The sequence below is a fragment of the Brevibacterium sp. genome, assembly GCF_022712115.1.
Taxonomy (GTDB): Bacteria; Actinomycetota; Actinomycetes; order Actinomycetales; family Brevibacteriaceae; genus Brevibacterium; species Brevibacterium salitolerans.
Genome location: NZ_JALAHB010000056.1, coordinates 1 through 16,043, shown reverse-complemented (window position 1 = coordinate 16,043; position 16,043 = coordinate 1). Strand labels below are relative to the sequence as shown.

The 16,043-nt window shown below is 71.4% G+C and carries 19 protein-coding genes; 4 read left to right on the top strand and 15 right to left on the bottom strand.

What is annotated here, in order from left to right:
- Positions 1 to 37: 37 nt before the first annotated feature.
- The 4 genes from Q0A33_RS03380 to infC all read right to left on the bottom strand — a co-directional run bounded on the left by Q0A33_RS03380 (position 38) and on the right by infC (position 1,993).
- A complete protein-coding gene (locus Q0A33_RS03380) occupies positions 38 to 475 on the bottom strand; it encodes a hypothetical protein (protein WP_291793112.1) in 438 nt (145 codons plus the stop codon).
- A gap of 167 nt (positions 476 to 642) precedes the next feature.
- Entirely contained in the window at positions 643 to 1,029 is a 387-nt protein-coding gene (gene rplT, locus Q0A33_RS03375; RefSeq protein ID WP_291793109.1) for a 50S ribosomal protein L20, read from the bottom strand.
- Positions 1,030 to 1,069: 40 nt separating this feature from the next.
- Positions 1,070 to 1,267, bottom strand: a complete 198-nt coding sequence (gene rpmI, locus Q0A33_RS03370; RefSeq protein WP_291793106.1) for a 50S ribosomal protein L35 — start codon at positions 1,265 to 1,267, stop codon at positions 1,070 to 1,072.
- 42 nt (positions 1,268 to 1,309) lie between these two features.
- Positions 1,310 to 1,993 carry a translation initiation factor IF-3 gene (gene infC / locus Q0A33_RS03365; protein WP_291793103.1) on the bottom strand — a complete coding sequence of 228 codons (684 nt, stop codon included), beginning with the start codon at positions 1,991 to 1,993 and terminating at the stop codon, positions 1,310 to 1,312.
- 226 nt (positions 1,994 to 2,219) lie between these two features.
- Between infC and Q0A33_RS03360 the strand changes: the two genes are divergently transcribed.
- Complete coding sequence (locus Q0A33_RS03360) at positions 2,220 to 2,645, top strand: DUF1844 domain-containing protein (RefSeq protein WP_291793100.1); 426 nt, start codon at positions 2,220 to 2,222, stop codon at positions 2,643 to 2,645.
- A gap of 194 nt (positions 2,646 to 2,839) precedes the next feature.
- Entirely contained in the window at positions 2,840 to 4,333 is a 1,494-nt protein-coding gene (locus Q0A33_RS03355; protein WP_291793097.1) for a catalase, read from the top strand.
- Between the two features lie 84 nt (positions 4,334 to 4,417).
- Here Q0A33_RS03355 and Q0A33_RS03350 read toward each other — a convergent pair whose 3' ends face one another.
- The 7 genes from Q0A33_RS03350 to Q0A33_RS03320 are packed head-to-tail and all read right to left on the bottom strand — an operon-like array spanning position 4,418 to position 9,414.
- Positions 4,418 to 5,245 carry an SseB family protein gene (locus tag Q0A33_RS03350; protein WP_291793094.1) on the bottom strand — a complete coding sequence of 276 codons (828 nt, stop codon included), beginning with the start codon at positions 5,243 to 5,245 and terminating at the stop codon, positions 4,418 to 4,420.
- On the bottom strand, positions 5,245 to 5,988 hold the full coding sequence (gene priA / locus Q0A33_RS03345; protein WP_291793093.1) for a bifunctional 1-(5-phosphoribosyl)-5-((5-phosphoribosylamino)methylideneamino)imidazole-4-carboxamide isomerase/phosphoribosylanthranilate isomerase PriA: 744 nt from the start codon (positions 5,986 to 5,988) through the stop codon (positions 5,245 to 5,247). Before priA ends, Q0A33_RS03350 begins: the two co-directional genes overlap by 1 nt.
- Positions 5,985 to 6,680 carry an imidazole glycerol phosphate synthase subunit HisH gene (hisH, locus tag Q0A33_RS03340; RefSeq protein WP_291793090.1) on the bottom strand — a complete coding sequence of 232 codons (696 nt, stop codon included), beginning with the start codon at positions 6,678 to 6,680 and terminating at the stop codon, positions 5,985 to 5,987. The genes priA and hisH overlap by 4 nt, the downstream gene beginning before the upstream one ends.
- Complete coding sequence (locus Q0A33_RS03335) at positions 6,677 to 7,276, bottom strand: hypothetical protein (protein WP_291793087.1); 600 nt, start codon at positions 7,274 to 7,276, stop codon at positions 6,677 to 6,679. Before Q0A33_RS03335 ends, hisH begins: the two co-directional genes overlap by 4 nt.
- Positions 7,273 to 7,875, bottom strand: a complete 603-nt coding sequence (gene hisB / locus Q0A33_RS03330; protein ID WP_291793084.1) for an imidazoleglycerol-phosphate dehydratase HisB — start codon at positions 7,873 to 7,875, stop codon at positions 7,273 to 7,275. Before hisB ends, Q0A33_RS03335 begins: the two co-directional genes overlap by 4 nt.
- Positions 7,872 to 9,038, bottom strand: coding sequence for a histidinol-phosphate transaminase (locus tag Q0A33_RS03325; RefSeq protein WP_291793081.1), 1,167 nt, complete (start codon positions 9,036 to 9,038; stop codon positions 7,872 to 7,874). Before Q0A33_RS03325 ends, hisB begins: the two co-directional genes overlap by 4 nt.
- Before the next feature lie 10 nt (positions 9,039 to 9,048).
- The gene (locus Q0A33_RS03320) at positions 9,049 to 9,414 is read right to left on the bottom strand and encodes a LysM peptidoglycan-binding domain-containing protein (RefSeq protein ID WP_291793077.1); all 366 of its coding nucleotides are present in this window, start codon (positions 9,412 to 9,414) and stop codon (positions 9,049 to 9,051) included.
- Positions 9,415 to 9,636: 222 nt separating this feature from the next.
- Here Q0A33_RS03320 and lexA point away from each other — a divergent pair, with 222 nt between their 5' ends.
- Positions 9,637 to 10,398, top strand: a complete 762-nt coding sequence (gene lexA, locus Q0A33_RS03315) for a transcriptional repressor LexA (RefSeq protein ID WP_291793074.1) — start codon at positions 9,637 to 9,639, stop codon at positions 10,396 to 10,398.
- 70 nt (positions 10,399 to 10,468) lie between these two features.
- Here the strand turns inward: lexA and Q0A33_RS03310 are convergent, their stop codons facing one another.
- Complete coding sequence (locus Q0A33_RS03310; protein WP_291793072.1) at positions 10,469 to 12,445, bottom strand: ATP-dependent DNA helicase; 1,977 nt, start codon at positions 12,443 to 12,445, stop codon at positions 10,469 to 10,471.
- Positions 12,429 to 13,961, bottom strand: coding sequence for a GTPase HflX (hflX, locus tag Q0A33_RS03305; RefSeq protein ID WP_291793070.1), 1,533 nt, complete (start codon positions 13,959 to 13,961; stop codon positions 12,429 to 12,431). The genes Q0A33_RS03310 and hflX overlap by 17 nt, the downstream gene beginning before the upstream one ends.
- A gap of 84 nt (positions 13,962 to 14,045) precedes the next feature.
- Here hflX and Q0A33_RS03300 point away from each other — a divergent pair, with 84 nt between their 5' ends.
- The gene (locus tag Q0A33_RS03300; protein ID WP_291793068.1) at positions 14,046 to 14,675 is read left to right on the top strand and encodes a methyltransferase; all 630 of its coding nucleotides are present in this window, start codon (positions 14,046 to 14,048) and stop codon (positions 14,673 to 14,675) included.
- A gap of 38 nt (positions 14,676 to 14,713) precedes the next feature.
- On the opposite strand, the gene dapF is transcribed toward Q0A33_RS03300, so the two are convergent.
- Together dapF and Q0A33_RS03290 are read right to left on the bottom strand one after the other, a co-directional pair.
- Complete coding sequence (gene dapF, locus Q0A33_RS03295) at positions 14,714 to 15,664, bottom strand: diaminopimelate epimerase (RefSeq protein WP_291793066.1); 951 nt, start codon at positions 15,662 to 15,664, stop codon at positions 14,714 to 14,716.
- Positions 15,665 to 15,674: 10 nt separating this feature from the next.
- A partial coding sequence (locus Q0A33_RS03290; protein WP_291793065.1) for a tRNA dimethylallyltransferase occupies positions 15,675 to 16,043 on the bottom strand: 369 nt, incomplete at its 5' end.

Genomic DNA, 16,043 nt, shown 5'->3' with positions numbered 1-16,043 from the left:
TGATCTGTTTTGTCTTACGGTAGATGCGCACTTCGACTTATACTAGTTCCTCGACGTCGGCAGCGCAGCTCACGGGGGTGCCGTGCAGCTCCGGCAGACCCTGTTCGGGGGCGTCCTCGTCCGGGAAGAGCGCTGTTGGCTCCGCGGGGGCGTCTGCGTGCGGCACAGGAGCGGCCCAGCGGGGTGCGCCCCTCTCGTCGAGTGCGTAGATGACCGAGCGGGACGGGGTGAGGAACCGCGCGAAGGCCGTACTCGCCTCACCCAGCGTGCCGAGCGGCGCGATCCGCGCACCGTCCCCGAGGCCGGAGACGTCCGAGGCGGTGAGCTGGCCCGGTGCCGCGCCGTAGTCCGGCCCGCCGAACAGCTTCCCGAACGCGAAGATGCCCCCGACCGCCACGAGCACCGCGGCGAGACCCGCACCGATGCCCATGAGCAGCGGGCGCAGCGGATCGGAGCGCGGAGGTGTCTCATTCATGCCACTCATCTAAGCAGAGACTCTGCGACATTCCATCGACCCTCGCAGCCGGGACCCTCGCGGACTCCGGACAGCACGAAGGGCCGGGGAGTGACCCCGGCCCTTCGTGCTGCGATGCGGCGCTCACCCTCGCGGAGGGGGCATGCTCACATCATGTCCTGTGCGGATCAGGCTGCGCTCTTGGCGGCGTTGACGTCTGCCGGCAGCGCGTCCTTGGCGACCTTGACCAGAGCGGCGAAGGTCGGCGCGTCGTTGACCGCGAGCTCGGCGAGCATACGGCGGTCCACCTCGACACCCGCGGCCTTGAGGCCCTGGATGAAGCGGTTGTAGGTCATGCCGTTGGCGCGGGCACCGGCGTTGATGCGCTGGATCCAGAGGCGGCGGAAGTCGCCCTTCCGCGCCCGGCGGTCGCGGTAGCTGTAGACCAGCGAGTGGATGACCTGTTCCTTGGCCTTGCGGTACAGGCGCGAACGCTGTCCGCGGTAGCCGCTCGCCCGGTCGAGGATGACCCGGCGCTTCTTCTTGGCGTTGACCGCCCTCTTCACACGTGCCACGTGTACTCCTTAGAAAACCAGATTCGTCGGTGGATGAGACTCAGCGCTTGCCGAGAAGCTTGAGGCCCTTGGCCCTGTCGCCTCCGACGAGCTCCTGATCCATCGAGATCCGGCGCTTACGGCGCGAGGACTTGTGCTCAGCGAGGTGGCGGTTGTTCACGCCCTCACGCATGACCTTTCCGGAACCGGTCAGACGCAGGCGCTTCTTGGCGCCGCTGTGGGTCTTCTGCTTCGGCATGGTGCCGTCTCCTTTTCACATCTTGTTGGTGGGCGCAGGTGCTCAGCCGAGCTGTTCGGAGGCTTCCTCCGAGCTGCGGCCGGACTTCGCCTGGGCCTCGCGGTCGCGGCGGGACTTGACCTCCGCGCGGGAACCCCGCGACTCGGCAGTCGCCCTGCGCGACTCCGCCTTCGCATCGGCCTTGGACTTCGCAGGTGCGATGACCATGACCATGTTCCGTCCGTCGACGCGGGGAGCGGACTCCACGCTGCCGAGTTCGGACACGTCCTCAGCCAGCCGATTGAGGAGCCTGACCCCCATCTCAGGACGCGACTGCTCACGACCGCGGAACATGATCATCACCTTGACCTTGTCCCCACCGGAGAGGAACCGCGTGACGTGGCCCTTCTTGGTCTCGTAGTCGTGCTCGTCGATCTTGAGGCGGAAGCGGATCTCCTTGAGAGCCGTGTTGGCCTGGTTCTTGCGGGCCTCGCGAGCCTTCTGCGCGGACTCGTACTTGAACTTGCCGTAGTCCATGAGCTTGACGACAGGGGGCTTGGCCTGAGGTGCGACCTCGACCAGGTCCAGCTCCGCCTCGCGGGCAAGGTCGAGCGCCTTGCGGATCGCGACGATTCCCACCTGTTCACCGTTGGGGCCTACCAGGCGGACTTCCGGGACTCGGATCCTATCGTTGATACGCGGCTCGCTGATGTGCTGCTCCTTCTTCGACTGATGACGACAACGCATACGCCGGAGGAAGCGGAAAAGGCCCCTTCCGACGATGCAGAGGGGCCCTGGTTCGCAGACGAGCGCACGGACGGGCGCACCTCTGTGAGGCGCGCCGTTCCTGCACTGGCAGGGGTACCCGATCGCGCTTGCGATCCAGGTGGGAGCCGAAGCCCCTCTTCACACTCGAACCATGTTACAGCACCTGCGGCACGAGTGCACATCCGACTGTGGAAGACTGGACCGCATGACCCAGTCCTTCAGCTTCGACGACCGGTCCGCGTCCGCCGCGGACGCAGCCGCCCCCTCCGCAGACCCGCAGCCTGCCGCCGCAGAATCCGGAGCGGTCCGTGACATCGCGGAGGTGCCCGCGGTGGAGGTCATCTCCACGGCCACCGTCCATCTCATGAGCGCCGCCGCCGTGAAGCTCGGGCTCACCGAGGACTCGGAGACGGAGAGCGCCGCCGATCTCGTCGACCTGGACGAGGCGCGCAAGCTCATCACGGCCCTCGCCGGGCTCGTGACCGCGGGTGCCCCGGAGATCGGCGATCAGCATGCGCGCCCCATCCGCGACGGACTGCGGGCCCTCCAGCTGGCCTTCCGCGAGGCGTCGACGATTCCGGACGCGCCGGGCAAGGGCCCTGGGGAGAAGTGGACCGGACCGGTGGCCTGAGGTCCACCGCGGCGTGAGGCCGCGGCTCCGCTGTCTGCTGCCTCACAGCTGACCGCTCTGCGAACGGCCGCGATCCCCGTCATCACGGGGAGGCGGCCGTTCGCGCTTAGGTGCTCCATCCTTGAGGGAGGAGCCCGTGCTGGCTAGCATGCGGGGCGTCAGCCCCTGAACGGCTGCGATTCCCTGGAGGTAGAGTGACCGCGCGCTTCACGACCAACGACTTCGGCATCCCGGTGGGTTCCGACCAGCACTCCCTCACCCTGGGGCCCAACGGCCCCATCCTCCTCCAGGACCACTACCTCATCGAGAAGCTCGCGCACTTCGACCGGGAGCGCGTCCCGGAGCGCGTGGTCCACGCGAAGGGCGGAGGCGCCTTCGGCACCTTCACCGCGACCGAGGACGTGTCCGCGTACACCCGTGCCGCGCTGTTCCAGCCCGGCGCGCAGTCCGAGGTGCTCCTCCGGTTCTCCACCGTCGCCGGCGAGCAGGGCTCGCCCGACACCTGGCGCGACCCCCGCGGGTTCGCGGTGAAGTTCTACACGACGGAGGGCAACCTCGACATCGTCGGCAACAACACCCCGGTCTTCTTCATCCGCGATGCGATGCAGTTCCCGGACTTCATCCACTCGCAGAAGCGCCGCAGCCGCACCGGACTGCGCGACAACACCATGCAGTGGGACTTCTGGACCCAGGTGCCCGCATCCGCCCATCAGGTCACCTACCTCATGGGCGATCGGGGGATCCCGCGCTCCTGGCGGGAGCAGAACGGCTACGGCTCCCCCACCTTCCAGTGGATCAACGCCTCCGGGGAGCGCTTCTGGGTGAAGTACCACTTCCACTCGAACCAGAAGGACGACTTCATCGCCCGCCACGGCCACGAGGGCTTCTCGCAGGCGGAGGGCGACCAGATGGCCGCCGTGGACGCAGACTTCCACCGCCGCGACCTCTTCGAGGCGATCGAGGGTGCGGACTTCCCCAGCTGGGACCTCAAGGTGCAGATCATGCCCTACGAGGAGGCCGCGCACTACCGGATCAATCCGTTCGACGTGACGAAGGTCTGGCCGCACGGGGACTTCCCCCTCGTCCCGGTGGGCCGGCTCGAGCTTAACCGGAATCCCGCGGACTTCTTCGCGGAGATCGAACAGGCCGCCTTCTCCCCGGCGAACCTCGTCCCCGGCACCGGCCTCTCCCCGGACAGGATGCTCATGGGACGCATCTTCTCCTACCCCGACACCCACCGGCACCGGATCGGCCCCAACTACGCGCAGCTGCCGGTGAACCGCCCCAAGGCGGCGCTGAAGCGCAGCTACTCCCGCGACGGGGCCATGTCCTTCGAGAACTATCCGGCCGAGCAGCCGGAGTACGCGCCCAACGGCTTCGGCGGACCGCACGCCGACCCCCGGCTCACGACGGAGGAGAACCTCTCCGGCGTCAGCGGGGACGTCCTCCGCTCCGTCGAGACCCCGCGGCCGGACGACGGCGACTTCAACCAGGCCGGCGACCTCGTGCGCACGGTCCTCGACGATGCCGCACGCGACCGCCTGGTCGGCAACATCGCCGGCCATGTCATGCAGGTGACGGACGACTCGGTCCGCTCCCGGGCGTTCGGCTACTGGAAGAGCGTCGACGCGGAGCTGGGCGCGCGCGTGGAGAACGTCGTCACGACAGCGTTGGCCGGTCGCGGCTGAGGCGACCGGCACCCGGCCGGTCATGTCCCCGCCCGCGGCCGCAGGAGCACAGGCGCTCGCAGTCGCGCACGCGGACCCCGGTCGTCAGGCGCGCACGAGGCCGAGCGAGAGGGAGTCCACACGGTCCGCGAGGAGAGCATGCGCTGCCAGCGCAGCCTGCAGCTCCTCCAGCTCCTGCTTCTCCGGCCGGACGCTCACGCGGATCTCGATCCGGACCTCGGGACCCTGGACGTGGACGGTCTGCGAGCCCGGCCCCATGCCGATGCCGGCGATCCAGTCCCGGCCCGCCGCGACGGCTCTGAGCGCTCCGGCCACCTCTGCATCCGCCCACGCCGGCTGCCACGGCTCCTGCTTGAGGAAGGACCACAGCGCGGGGCGGCGCAGGAGGAAGCTGTGCGGGCGGCCCGGGTCGAGCACCACCAGCTGCGCACCCTCCTCCACCGCGGCGGCGCCCAGGCGCTCGGCCTCGATGGGCACGGGGCGCGCCCGGGGATGCCATGCCGTGAGCGCGGGGATGTCCGTGAATGCCGGAGTCGCCTCCCGCCCGTCCGCGGACTGCAGCCTCACCATCGCCATGTCCGAGGCGTTGTCGTGCATGAGACCGCGCTCGTCGACGGAGCTCTCCGTGACGATGGGGAGCACGGGGGCGTAGAGTCGCACGCCCGCCAGCCCCCGCACCACACCGGCGTGGAGCTGCGGCTGAAGCGGGGAGGCCGCTGCGGCGGCGAGGGCGGTCAGCAGACCCTCGTCCGCCTCTCCCGTGTCTCCCGCGAACGGGTTGGAGTGGAGCTCGCGGCCTCCCCACGGCACCCCGGCCGAATCCGCAGGGCCGCCGAGCGCACCGCGGAGGTGGGCGGGGATCTCCGGCACCGGTCCGGACGGGTCTGACCCGGACGGCCCTGACGCGCTCATCAGCGGCCGGCCACGTCGAGGGCCTCCGCGAGGGTGAACTTGCCGGCGTAGAGCGCCTTGCCCACGATCGCGGAGTCCACGCCCTGCGGCACGAGCTCGCGCAGCGCGGCGATGTCGTCGAGGCTCGAGATGCCGCCGGAGGCGACGAGGGGACGTTCGGTCCGCGCCGCGAGGTCCGCGAGGAGTTCCGTGTTGGGTCCGGCGAGTGTGCCGTCCTTCGTCACGTCCGTGACGACGTAGCGGGTGCAGCCGGCCTCCTCGAGCTGGTCGAAGACCTCGTAGAGGTCGCCGCCCTCACGGGTCCAGCCGCGGGCGGCCAGCGTACGGCCGCGGACGTCGAGCCCGATCGCGATCTTGTCGCCGTAGTGCGCGATGACCTCGGCCGTCCACTCCGGGTTCTCCAGGGCGGCGGTGCCGATGTTCACGCGCTCCGCGCCGGTGTCGAGCGCACGCTCCAGGCTCTCCGTGTCGCGGATGCCTCCGGACAGCTCCACCTTGATGGACAGGGACTTCGTGACCTTGTGGAGCAGATCGTAGTTGGACCCGCGGCCGAAGGCGGCGTCGAGGTCGACGAGGTGGATCCACTCCGCTCCGCCGGCTTCGAACTCACCGGCGGCCTCGAGCGGGGACCCGTAGCGGGTCTCGGTGCCGGCCTCGCCCTGGACCAGCCGGACCGCCTGGCCGTCGGCCACGTCCACTGCGGGCAGGAGCGTGAGTGCGGGGGTTTCGACGAGGGAGGTCATGCCGTGTCCTTCGATTCGGGGGCGGTGATGTTCGGGAGGGACGGGCCGGCGGGAGCCGCCGCCGGGCCCGTGGCGCGGGTGAGTTCCGCGATCCAGTTGCGCAGCAGGCGGGCGCCCGCCTCCGAGGACTTCTCGGGATGGAACTGGGCGGCCCAGGTGGTGCCGTCCTCCACGGCGGCGGCGAACCTGTCTCCGTGGACCGCCGTCGTCGTGAGCCCGGTGGACGGCCCCTGGACCGCCGCATAGGAGTGTACGAAATAGAAGTGCGCGTCGGCTGTGCCCGCGAACATCCTGCTGCCGGCCGGCACCTGCACGCGGGACCACCCCATGTGGGGGACGACGGGCGCCCGGAGGGGTCCCACCTCACCGTCCCAGAGCCCGATGCCGGGGGTGCGCACGCCGTGCTCGGTCCCCGCGGAGAACAGCACCTGCATGCCCACACAGATGCCGAGCACCGGCCGGCCGGCCGCGTGGCGCTCACGGATGATCCGCGGCCCGTCGACGGCGGCGAGGCCCTCCATCACCGCGGCGAAGGCTCCCACGCCGGGGACCAGCAGACCGTCCGCTGCCTCGATGCGGGCGGGATCGGCCGTGAGCGCCGCCTCGGCCCCGGCGGCCTCCACGGCGCGCACGGCGGAGTGCACGTTGCCGGAGCCGTAGTCCAGCACCGCGACCCGTGGCCGGGCGGTCATCGTCTGCCTCCGCCGAGCAGCACCCTCATGCGCGTGAGCGAGATGAGCAGCACCACGACGCCGAGCACGGCCACGACCCAGCCGATGACGGAGCCGCCGAGCCCCTGGACGACGCCGAAGGCGAGCACGACGACGGCGAGCAGCGCGGCGACCAGCCACACGAGCGCCGTGCGCGCCAGCGCCGCGCGGGCGGGCGTCATGGTGGAGCGGGAGGCCTCGAGCTTGGACATCGTGGAGGTGTCGAAGCCGCCCTCCACGTCCGCGGGATCGCGCGTCTCCAGCAGGAGGCCCTCCAGGGAGTCCGGGAGGTTCGAGAGAGCCAGCCCCGCGGGGACGTCCGCCTCGCGTGCTCCCCCGCGATAGTGCGCGGCGTCGATCTGCTCCTCGCTGCGCACCATGAGGAGCACCTCGTGCCTGCCCGTGAGCTTCGAGAGCTTGGCGGCCGCCTCGTTGCCGCCTGCCACGTCCGTACCGTCCTGCACCACGGCCGAGAAGTCCCCCAGCGGGACCACCCAGCCCGGGATGTCGGAGAGCACGCAGGCGGCCGCGAGCTGATCGGCCCGGCCGAACGGGGTGACGATGACGGTGCGGCTCACAGTGCTCCCTTGGTCGACGGAACGGCGGTGGTGCGCGGATCGGATTCGACGGCGGTGCGCAGTGCGCGCGCGAACGCCTTGAACTGCGCCTCGACGATGTGGTGCGGATCCCGCCCCGCGAGCAGCGTGAGGTGGACGGTGAGCCCGGCCTGGAACGCGAGCGATTCGAGCGCGTGAGCGGTCATCGAGCCGGTGAAGTGACCGCCGATGAGATGGTACTGCTGCCCCTCCGGCTCACCGGAGTGCACGAAGTAGGGCCGGCCGGAGACGTCGACGACCGCACGCGCGAGGGCTTCGTCGAGGGGAACGTGCGCGTCGCCGTAGCGGCGGATGCCGGCCTTGTCCCCCAGCGCGTCGCGGAGTGCCCAGCCCAGTGTGATGGCCGTGTCCTCGACGGTGTGGTGGACGTCGATGTGGACGTCGCCCGCCGCGCGGATCTCCATGTCGATGAGCGAGTGCTTCGACAGCGCCGTGAGCATGTGGTCGTAGAACGGCACGCCGGTCTCGATCGTGGAGGTGCCGGTGCCGTCGAGGTCGAGCGTCACCGCGACCTCCGACTCCCCCGTCACCCGGTGTGCGCTGGCCGTGCGGTGCGTCATCCCTGTTTCCCGTCTGTGAGGTGCGGTTCCTGCTCCACCGCGGCGCCCAGCGCCTCGAGGAACGCCGTGGTCTCCCGTTCGGTGCCCGCGTTCACGCGCAGGCAGCCGTCCAGTCCGATGTCCCGGATGAGCACGCCGGAGTCCACGAGGCGCTGCCAGAGCGCGTGCGGATCCGCCGCACCCCGGAACAGGACGAAGTTGGAGTCCGAGTCGAAGACCTCGAAGCCCAGGTCCCGCAGGCCCGCGGAGAGCCGTTCGCGCTGTGCCACCAGCGCACGGACCCCGGCCAGCAGCTCCTCCGTGTGCTCCAGTGCGGCACAGGCGGCGGCCTGTGTGAGAGAGGAGAGGTGATAGGGCATGCGGACGAGGCGCAGCGCGTCGACGAAGGCCGGATCCGCCGCTGCGTAGCCCACCCGGGCGCCCGCGAAGGCGAAGGCCTTGCTCATGGTCCGGGACACGACGAGACGCTCCCGTCCGGGCAGCAGGTGGAGGGCGCTCCGGAAATCACTGCCCGCGAACTCCGCATAGGCCTCGTCGACGATGACGATGCCGCGAGCGGCCTCGTAGATCCGCTCGATCACCTCGAGGGGAGTGCGCGTCCCAGTGGGATTGTTGGGGGTGCAGAGGAACACGACGTCCGGATCGTGCTCGCGGACCGCCGCCACCGCGGCTGCGGGATCGATCGTGAAGTCCGCGTTCCGGCCGACTCCCACGAAGCGCGCGCCGGAGGCCTGCGCGACGAGCGGATGCATCGAATAGCTGGGGACGAAGCCGAGTGCCGTCCGGCCCGGTCCGCCGAACGCCTGCAGGATGTGGAGGAGCACCTCGTTCGAACCGTTCGCGGCCCAGATCATCTCGGGACGGATCCGGGCACCTGCCAGCTCCGGCGCCCCGGAGCCGCTCTCGCCGGCCTCCGCGGCGAGCACTCCCCCGAGATACCCGGCGAGCAGTGTGCGCAGCTCCGTGAACTCGCGATCCGGGTACCTGTTGAGCGAGGCGGCGACCTCCGCCACACGTGCGCCGATCGCCCGGACCACCGGCTCCGGCACGTCGAAGGCGTTCTCATTCACGTTGAGGCGGACGGGAACGTCGATCACGGGCGCGCCGTAGGGAGCGGCGCCCTGCAGATCCGCGCGCAGGGGAAGCGAGTCCAGTGAAGTCACACCGGGGAGTTTATCGCGCGGGGACGGTGAGCTCCTGACCGGGGTGCACGACGGACGTGGCGAGGCCATTCATGCTGCGGATCTCGCTGATGACGATCCGCGGGTCCCTGTCGTAGCCGCCCGTCTCCACGATGCTCCAGAGGTTCTCGTCCTCGCCCACGACCACGGAGGTCGTCGCCGTCGCCGGACGTTCGTCCCCGGCGGCGGCACTGGGCACGAGCACGGCGATGAGCAGGCCCGCCGCAGCGGCCAGCAGCACTGCGGCGAGCAGCGCGGTGCGCAGCAGCCGGACGCGGCGCGAGGGACGGCCGCGGTGCGGCAGCCGGAACGGGCGGCGGACGGCGTACGCGGGACCGCCGAATGCGAGTGCGCTCATGACAGGACCTCCGGTGACCATCGACCCGGGCGGGTCGAACATGTGTACTATTGAAACGCATATTAGAACGTATGTCCACTCCCCTTCGAACGCGTATGCGAGAATGGGAATCGAACGTCCGTGACTGCTTGCGTCGCAAGTCGATCACGAGGCACGGACACAACCGTGAGGGCCGGCATCAGCGCAGGTCACAGGTACCGAGGTCGATGGAGGGGACACACGATGAGCACCGAAGGCCCACGCCGGCGCGGACGCGGACGCCCGCGCAACAGCGGCATCGACGAGGAGGTCGAGAACGTCAGGCGGCTCCGGTTCGAGGGCGGCTCCGAACTGCCCGAGGGCTCCGCCGCGGACGGCGACGACCGCCTCACCCCGCGGCAGCGTCTGGTGCTCGAGACGATCGAGCGCGCCGTGCACGTCAACGGCTATCCGCCCAGCATGCGGGAGATCGGCAAGACGGTGGGACTGGCCTCGCTGTCCTCCGTGGCCCACCAGCTCTCCCAGCTGGAGCGGCTGGGCTACCTGCGCCGCGATCCCAAGCGCCCCCGCGCCATCGAGGTCGTCACTCCACCGGAGGAGGTCCGCAGGGGCATCGATCCCGCGCCCAACACCGCCATGGTGCCGGTCGTGGGGAGGATCGCCGCGGGCGGGCCCATCCTCGCGGAGCAGTCCGTCGACGAGATGTTCGCCCTGCCGCGGCAGATCGTGGGCTCCGGTGAGCTCTTCCTGCTCCACGTCGTGGGCGACTCCATGCAGGACGCGGCCATCTGCGACGGCGACTACGTCGTCGTCCGCTCGCAGCCGGATGCGGAGAACGGCCAGATCGTGGCCGCCCTGCTCGACGACGAGGCGACCGTGAAGACCCTCAAGCGGGAGAACGGCAAGCAGTGGCTGCTGCCGCAGAACCGGTTCTACGATCCCATCGACGGCGACTTCGCCACCATCATGGGCGTCGTCACCGCCGTCATCCGCCGGGTCGACTGACCCGCTCCGCGCGGCAGGCCCCTGGAACTCACGGTGAGCTCCAGGGGCCTGCTGCATGCACAGGCGCGGCTCAGCCGCCGCGCAGACGCCGCAGTGCCGCGCGCACGGCTGCCGGGTCGTCGGTCCGCCACATGGGAGGCAGGGAGCTGAGCAGGAACCCGGAGTAGCGGGCGTTGCGCAGCCGTTCGTCCAGCACGGCGACCACTCCTCTGTCCCCCGTCGCGCGGACGAGACGGCCCGCGCCCTGCGCCATGAGGAGAGCGGCGTGCGCCGCGCTCACGGACATGAAGCCGTTGGCACCGGCCCGGTGGGCGCTCTCCGTCCGCGCGCGCACCAGCGGGTCGTCCGGCCGCGGGAACGGGATCCGGTCGATGACCACGAGGCGGTTGGTCGTTCCGGGGACGTCCACGCCCTGCCACAGCGAGAGCGTGCCGAACAGGCAGGCGCGCTCGTCCGCGGCGAAGCGCGCCACGAGGGAGCTGAGGCCGTCCTCGCCCTGCAGCAGGATGGGCAGATCCGTCCGCGCGCGCATCTCCTCGGCCGCCGCCTGCGCGGCCGCCTTCGAGGAGAACAGGCCGAGTGCCCCGCCGTCGGAGGCGCTGAGCAGGCCTTCGAGCTCCTCGACGGCCTCGGAGCTCATCCCGGACCTGCCGGGCCGGGGAAGGTGCGCCGCCACGTAGAGGATCCCCTGCCGCGAGTAGTCGAACGGGGAGCCGACGTCCACGGCGTCGTAGCGCGGCGCCTCCGGTCCGGCGAGGCCCAGCGATCCCGCCACCGCGTCAAAGCGCCCGCCCAGCGCCAGCGTCGCCGAGGTGGCCACCACGGTGGCCTTCTCGAAGATCCCGGAGCGCATGGTGCCGGCCACGGACAGCGGGGCGACCACGAGCGAGACTGTGGTGCGCTCGCGGAACGTGGAGCGCGTCACCCAGGCCACGTCGTTGTCCGAGCCCTCGGCCATGCGCTCGGCCACCTCGTGGACCTCGAGGATCCGGGCGCGGGCCAGCTGACGTCCGGTGTCCGCGTCCGTCTCGCCGGTCTTCGCCCCGGAGCTCAGGTCCGCCGAGACCTGGCGTGCGGCATCGCGGACCTGCCCCACGGCGGCCGCGAGCCCCTCCGGCCAGCGCTGGAGGAGGCCGTCGTCGGCCTTCTCCAGCTCCCGGCCGAAGGCCGCCCCCGCCGTCTCGAGCAGGTGCGTCACACCCTCCTGCACCAGTCCGGTGCGGCGGACGGAGGACGCAGCGTGCTCGATCATGGACACCGTGAGGGATGCGGAGAGGGCGTTCGTCACCCGGTCCCGCAGCTCGTGCGCCTCGTCCACGATCACCGCGTCGTGCTCCGGCAGCACGGCGTGGTCGCCGAAGGCGTCGATGGCCAGCAGCGCGTGGTTGGTCACCACGACGTCCGCCGCGTGCGCCTTGAGCTTGGCGATCTCCGCGAAGCACTCCTCGAAGACGGGGCACTTCGACCCCAGGCAGTCGAAGGAGTTGACCGAGACCTGCGCCCAGGTGCGGTCCGAGACGCCCGGGACCAGGTCGTCCCTGTCACCGGTCTGGGTCGTCCGCACCCAGCTGCGGATCCGCTGGATCTCGTCCTCCATCCGCGAGCCCGCCGCGGCCCCGGAACGGGCCGAGGCCTGATCGGCCCCGAAGTCGAAGAGCATCCCGGCGGCGTCGTCCGGATAGCCTCCGTCCAGCTTGTGCCGGCACACGTAGTTGCGCCGCCCCTTCAGCACCGCATAGGCCGGCTTGCGGCCCAGCTCGCTCCCCGTGGCGCGGACCAGCCGCGGCAGATCGCGGTCGACGATCTGGGCCTGCAGCGCCAGGGTGGCTGTCGAGACCACGACCCTGTTCCCCGTGCGCACGGCATGGTCCACGGCGGGCACGAGGTACGCCAGCGACTTGCCGGTGCCGGTGCCGGCCTGGACGAGCAGGTGCGTGCCGCCGGCGAGCGCGCTGGAGACGGCCTCGGCCATCTCGGACTGTCCCTGACGTTCGGTTCCTCCCACCGCGGCGACGGCCGCGGCCAGCAGCTCAGGCGTCTGCGTCATCGTCAGCGGAGGCGACGTCCCCGGCGAACATGTCCGGGCGCACGAAGGGTGCGAGCTCGGCGGCGAGCGCATCGTCCACACGGGCCTGGAGCACGGTCCCCTCGGCCAGGAACCGCTCGTCGAGGACGGTGCCGTGCTCATGCACCCGGCTCACGAGCTCCCCGCGGTCGTAGGGCAGCACGACGGTGAGCTCACGGGCGAGCACCGGCAGCAGCTCGCCGATCCGCGCTCGCAGCGCCCCGACGCCCTCGCCCGTGCGCGCGGACACCGCCAGCGAGCCGGGGACCTCAAGCAGGAGGCCGGCGAGCACATCCGGCTCCACGGCATCCGCCTTGTTGAACACCACGAGTTCCGGCAGCTCGCTCGCGCTCCCCTCGGCCAGCACCTCGCGGACGGCGGAGATCTGCCCGGTGGGATCGGGATGGGAGGCGTCGACGACGTGGACGAGCAGATCCGCGTCCGCGGCCTCCTCGAGCGTGGACCGGAAGGCCTCGACGAGCTGGTGCGGCAAGTTGCGCACGAAGCCCACGGTGTCCGTGAGGGTGTAGTCGCGGCCGTCCGGGGCCTGCGCCCGCCGGACCGTGGGGTCGAGCGTGGCGAACAGCGCGTTCTGCACCATGACGCCGGCGTCCGTCAGGCAGTTGAGGAGGGAGGACTTCCCGGCATTCGTGTACCCGACGATCGCCGCCGACGGCACCGCATTGCGGCGGCGGTCCGCCCGCATCGTCTCCCGTGCCGGCGCCATCGCCCGGATCTGCCGCCGCAGCTTCGCCATCCGGGTGCGGATCCGGCGGCGGTCCAGCTCGATCTTCGTCTCACCCGGGCCGCGCGAGCCGATGCCCTCGCCGCCGGCCACACGGCCGCCGGCCTGCCGGGACATGGACTCGCCCCAGCCGCGCAGGCGCGGGAGCAGGTACTCGAGCTGTGCGAGCTCCACCTGGGCCTTGCCCTCACGGGACTTCGCGTGCTGGGCGAAGATGTCGAGGATGAGGGCCACCCGGTCGATGACCTTCACCTTGATGACGTCCTCGAGCGCACGCCGCTGGCTGGGCGGGAGTTCGGCGTCGACGACGACGGTGTCCGCGCCCACCGCCTCCACAATCTCCCTGAGCTCGACGGCCTTCCCGCTGCCGAGGTACGTGCTGGGATCGGGGTGGACGCGCTTCTGGAGAAGCCCGTCGAGCACCTGCGAGCCCGCGGTCTCCGCGAGCGCCGCGAGCTCCCGGAGGCTGTTCTCGCCGTCGGCGGCACGCCCGGGGGCGTGGATGCCGGCCAGCACCACGCGTTCGAGCCGCACCCGGCGGTACTCGACCTCCGTGATGTCCTCGAGTTCGGTGGACAACCCGCCCACACGGCGCAGCGCCGACCTCTCGAGCAGATCCAGCTGATCCGCCTCGTCCGCGGCGGTGTGCGCGGAGTCCAGGGCGGCTGCACGCCCGAGGATGCGGTCTATCGCCGACTCCTGCCCGCCGTCTTCTCCGGCCGGGGACGTGTGCCTGCCGTGGGTCTGGGTCATGTACTCCCTCTCCTGAGTGCTGAGGATCCATTCTCCCACAGGGCCGAGCGGCTGGGGAGGGCGCGCCCGGCCTAGAATCACAGCATGTCCGAGCACTACTTCACGCAGGATCCCGCCAGCAGCGCCGAGAAGCGGACGCGGACGGTGACACTGGGCGGCCGGGAGGTGCGCGTCGAGACCGCCGGCGGCGTCTTCTCCCCCGACCACGTGGACACCGGCACGAAGGTCCTGCTGGGCACGGTGCCGGAGCCTGCGCCGGGCGACCTCCTCGACCTGGGCTGCGGTTGGGGGCCCATCGCCCTCGACGCGGCCCTGCGCGCCGCGGACTCGGAGATCCCCGTCACGGTCTGGGCCCTCGACGTGAATGCCCGGGCCCTCGACCTCACCGTCTCCAATGCGAAGGCTCTGGGCCTGGAGGGCCTCCGGGCCGTGACGGCGGAGCAGATCCCCGCGGAGGTGCGCTTCACCCAGATCTGGTCCAACCCGCCCATCCGTGTGGGCAAGGCGGTGCTCCACGAGATGCTGCGCACCTGGCTGCCGCGGCTGGCGCCCGGCGGCTCCGCCCACCTGGTGGTGGCGAAGAAGCTGGGGGCGGACTCCCTGCTCACCTGGCTCTCCGCCGAGGACGGCGCCGGGCTGGGACCGGACTTCTCCGCGGAGCGGATCGAGACGGCGAAGGGGTTCCGCGTGCTCCGGGTCGACCGCGCCGCCTGAGCCCGGCCGGGCCGCCGTCTCCCCCGCACGCGCACGCCTCAGCGGCCGGTGAGGACCACCTCGGCGACGAGGACGGCCGGTCCCGAGAGCGCGACCTGGGACCCGTCCACCTCGACGCGCACCGTGCCCCCCGGCTGCTCGACGAACCAGTCCACGGGACCGTGCGCCCCCGCCCAGAAGCGGGCGGCCAGTGCGGCCGCGCACGCGCCCGTGCCGCAGGCGAAGGTCTCACCGACCCCGCGTTCGTGGACGCGCATGCGGAGGCGTCCGGTCCGGGGGTCGTCGTCGCCGTCCGCCTCGACCACGATGTACTCGACGTTGGTGCCGTGCGGCGGAGCGGGGTCCACCGCCGGGGCGGTCCCCAGGTCCGCGGCGATGAGCTCGTCGAGCGACTGCAGCGCCACGACCGTGTGCGGATTGCCCATGTCGACGCTCACCGCGGGCCGTCCCACCTCGATGCCGCGGGTGCTCACGCGCGCGTCCGCGCCGCGCTCCTCCAGCTCCGCGCCCGCACCGGGCATGCGCCAGGTGCCCATGTCGACGCGGTACCAGGGCGCGCCCGCGGGAGCCGCTCCCGTGGCCCGCGCATCCGTGGGGTCGTCCACGACGGTGACGATCTTCACTCCCCCGCGCGTGCCCACGAGGAGGGGCGCGGCCGGGTCCGCAAGGCCCTTCTCCACGAGGTAGTGGGCGAAGACGCGGACGCCGTTGCCGCACATCTCCGCGATCGAGCCGTCCGCGTTGCGGTAGTCCATGAACCACTCCGCCCCTGCCGAGGCGGCGGCCTGCGCCTCCGGCTCCGGGTTCTGTCCGGCGGCCAGCGCGGCCGAGCGGACGACGCGGATGAGGCCGTCACCGCCCACGCCCCGCCGCCGGTCCGTGAGCGCGCGGACGGTCTCGGCGTCGAGGCTCTCCCGGCACTGGGGGTCGTGCACCAGCACGAAGTCGTTGGCGGTTCCGTGGCCCTTGGTCACCTGTGCGATCGTCACGCGCCCCAGTCTACGCGGCGGCCACGGCCGCGAGCGCCCGGTCCAGGAGGTCCGGGGCCTGCGCGTCCAGCACCACGATCCGGCTGTCCCGCCGGAACCAGGTCTCCTGCCGTTTGGCGAACTGCCGCGTGCGGACGATGGTGCGCTCGATGGCCTGCGCCCGGGTCAGCGTGCCCTCGAGGTGGGCCAGCACCTCGGCGTATCCGATCGCCTGCCCGGCGGTGGAGTCCGCCCGCAGCCCCCGGTCCAGGAGGCGCCGCACCTCCTCGGGCCAGCCCTCCGCCCACATCCGCTCCACGCGGACGGCGATCCTGCGATGGAGCTCGTCCCGGTCCAGCGAGAGCCCCAGCTGCACCGTGGGGCGGACGTACTCGTACGC

Coding starts and splice junctions, on each gene's coding strand:
- Q0A33_RS03380 (WP_291793112.1), bottom strand. CDS start 475: ATGAATGAGACACCTCCGCGCTCCGATCCGCTGCGCCCGCTGCTCATG.
- rpmI (WP_291793106.1), bottom strand. CDS start 1,267: ATGCCGAAGCAGAAGACCCACAGCGGCGCCAAGAAGCGCCTGCGTCTG.
- infC (WP_291793103.1), bottom strand. CDS start 1,993: ATGCGTTGTCGTCATCAGTCGAAGAAGGAGCAGCACATCAGCGAGCCG.
- Q0A33_RS03360 (WP_291793100.1), top strand. CDS start 2,220: ATGACCCAGTCCTTCAGCTTCGACGACCGGTCCGCGTCCGCCGCGGAC.
- Q0A33_RS03350 (WP_291793094.1), bottom strand. CDS start 5,245: ATGAGCGCGTCAGGGCCGTCCGGGTCAGACCCGTCCGGACCGGTGCCG.
- priA (WP_291793093.1), bottom strand. CDS start 5,988: ATGACCTCCCTCGTCGAAACCCCCGCACTCACGCTCCTGCCCGCAGTG.
- hisH (WP_291793090.1), bottom strand. CDS start 6,680: ATGACCGCCCGGCCACGGGTCGCGGTGCTGGACTACGGCTCCGGCAAC.
- hisB (WP_291793084.1), bottom strand. CDS start 7,875: ATGACGCACCGCACGGCCAGCGCACACCGGGTGACGGGGGAGTCGGAG.
- Q0A33_RS03320 (WP_291793077.1), bottom strand. CDS start 9,414: ATGAGCGCACTCGCATTCGGCGGTCCCGCGTACGCCGTCCGCCGCCCG.
- lexA (WP_291793074.1), top strand. CDS start 9,637: ATGAGCACCGAAGGCCCACGCCGGCGCGGACGCGGACGCCCGCGCAAC.
- Q0A33_RS03310 (WP_291793072.1), bottom strand. CDS start 12,445: ATGACGCAGACGCCTGAGCTGCTGGCCGCGGCCGTCGCCGCGGTGGGA.
- hflX (WP_291793070.1), bottom strand. CDS start 13,961: ATGACCCAGACCCACGGCAGGCACACGTCCCCGGCCGGAGAAGACGGC.
- Q0A33_RS03300 (WP_291793068.1), top strand. CDS start 14,046: ATGTCCGAGCACTACTTCACGCAGGATCCCGCCAGCAGCGCCGAGAAG.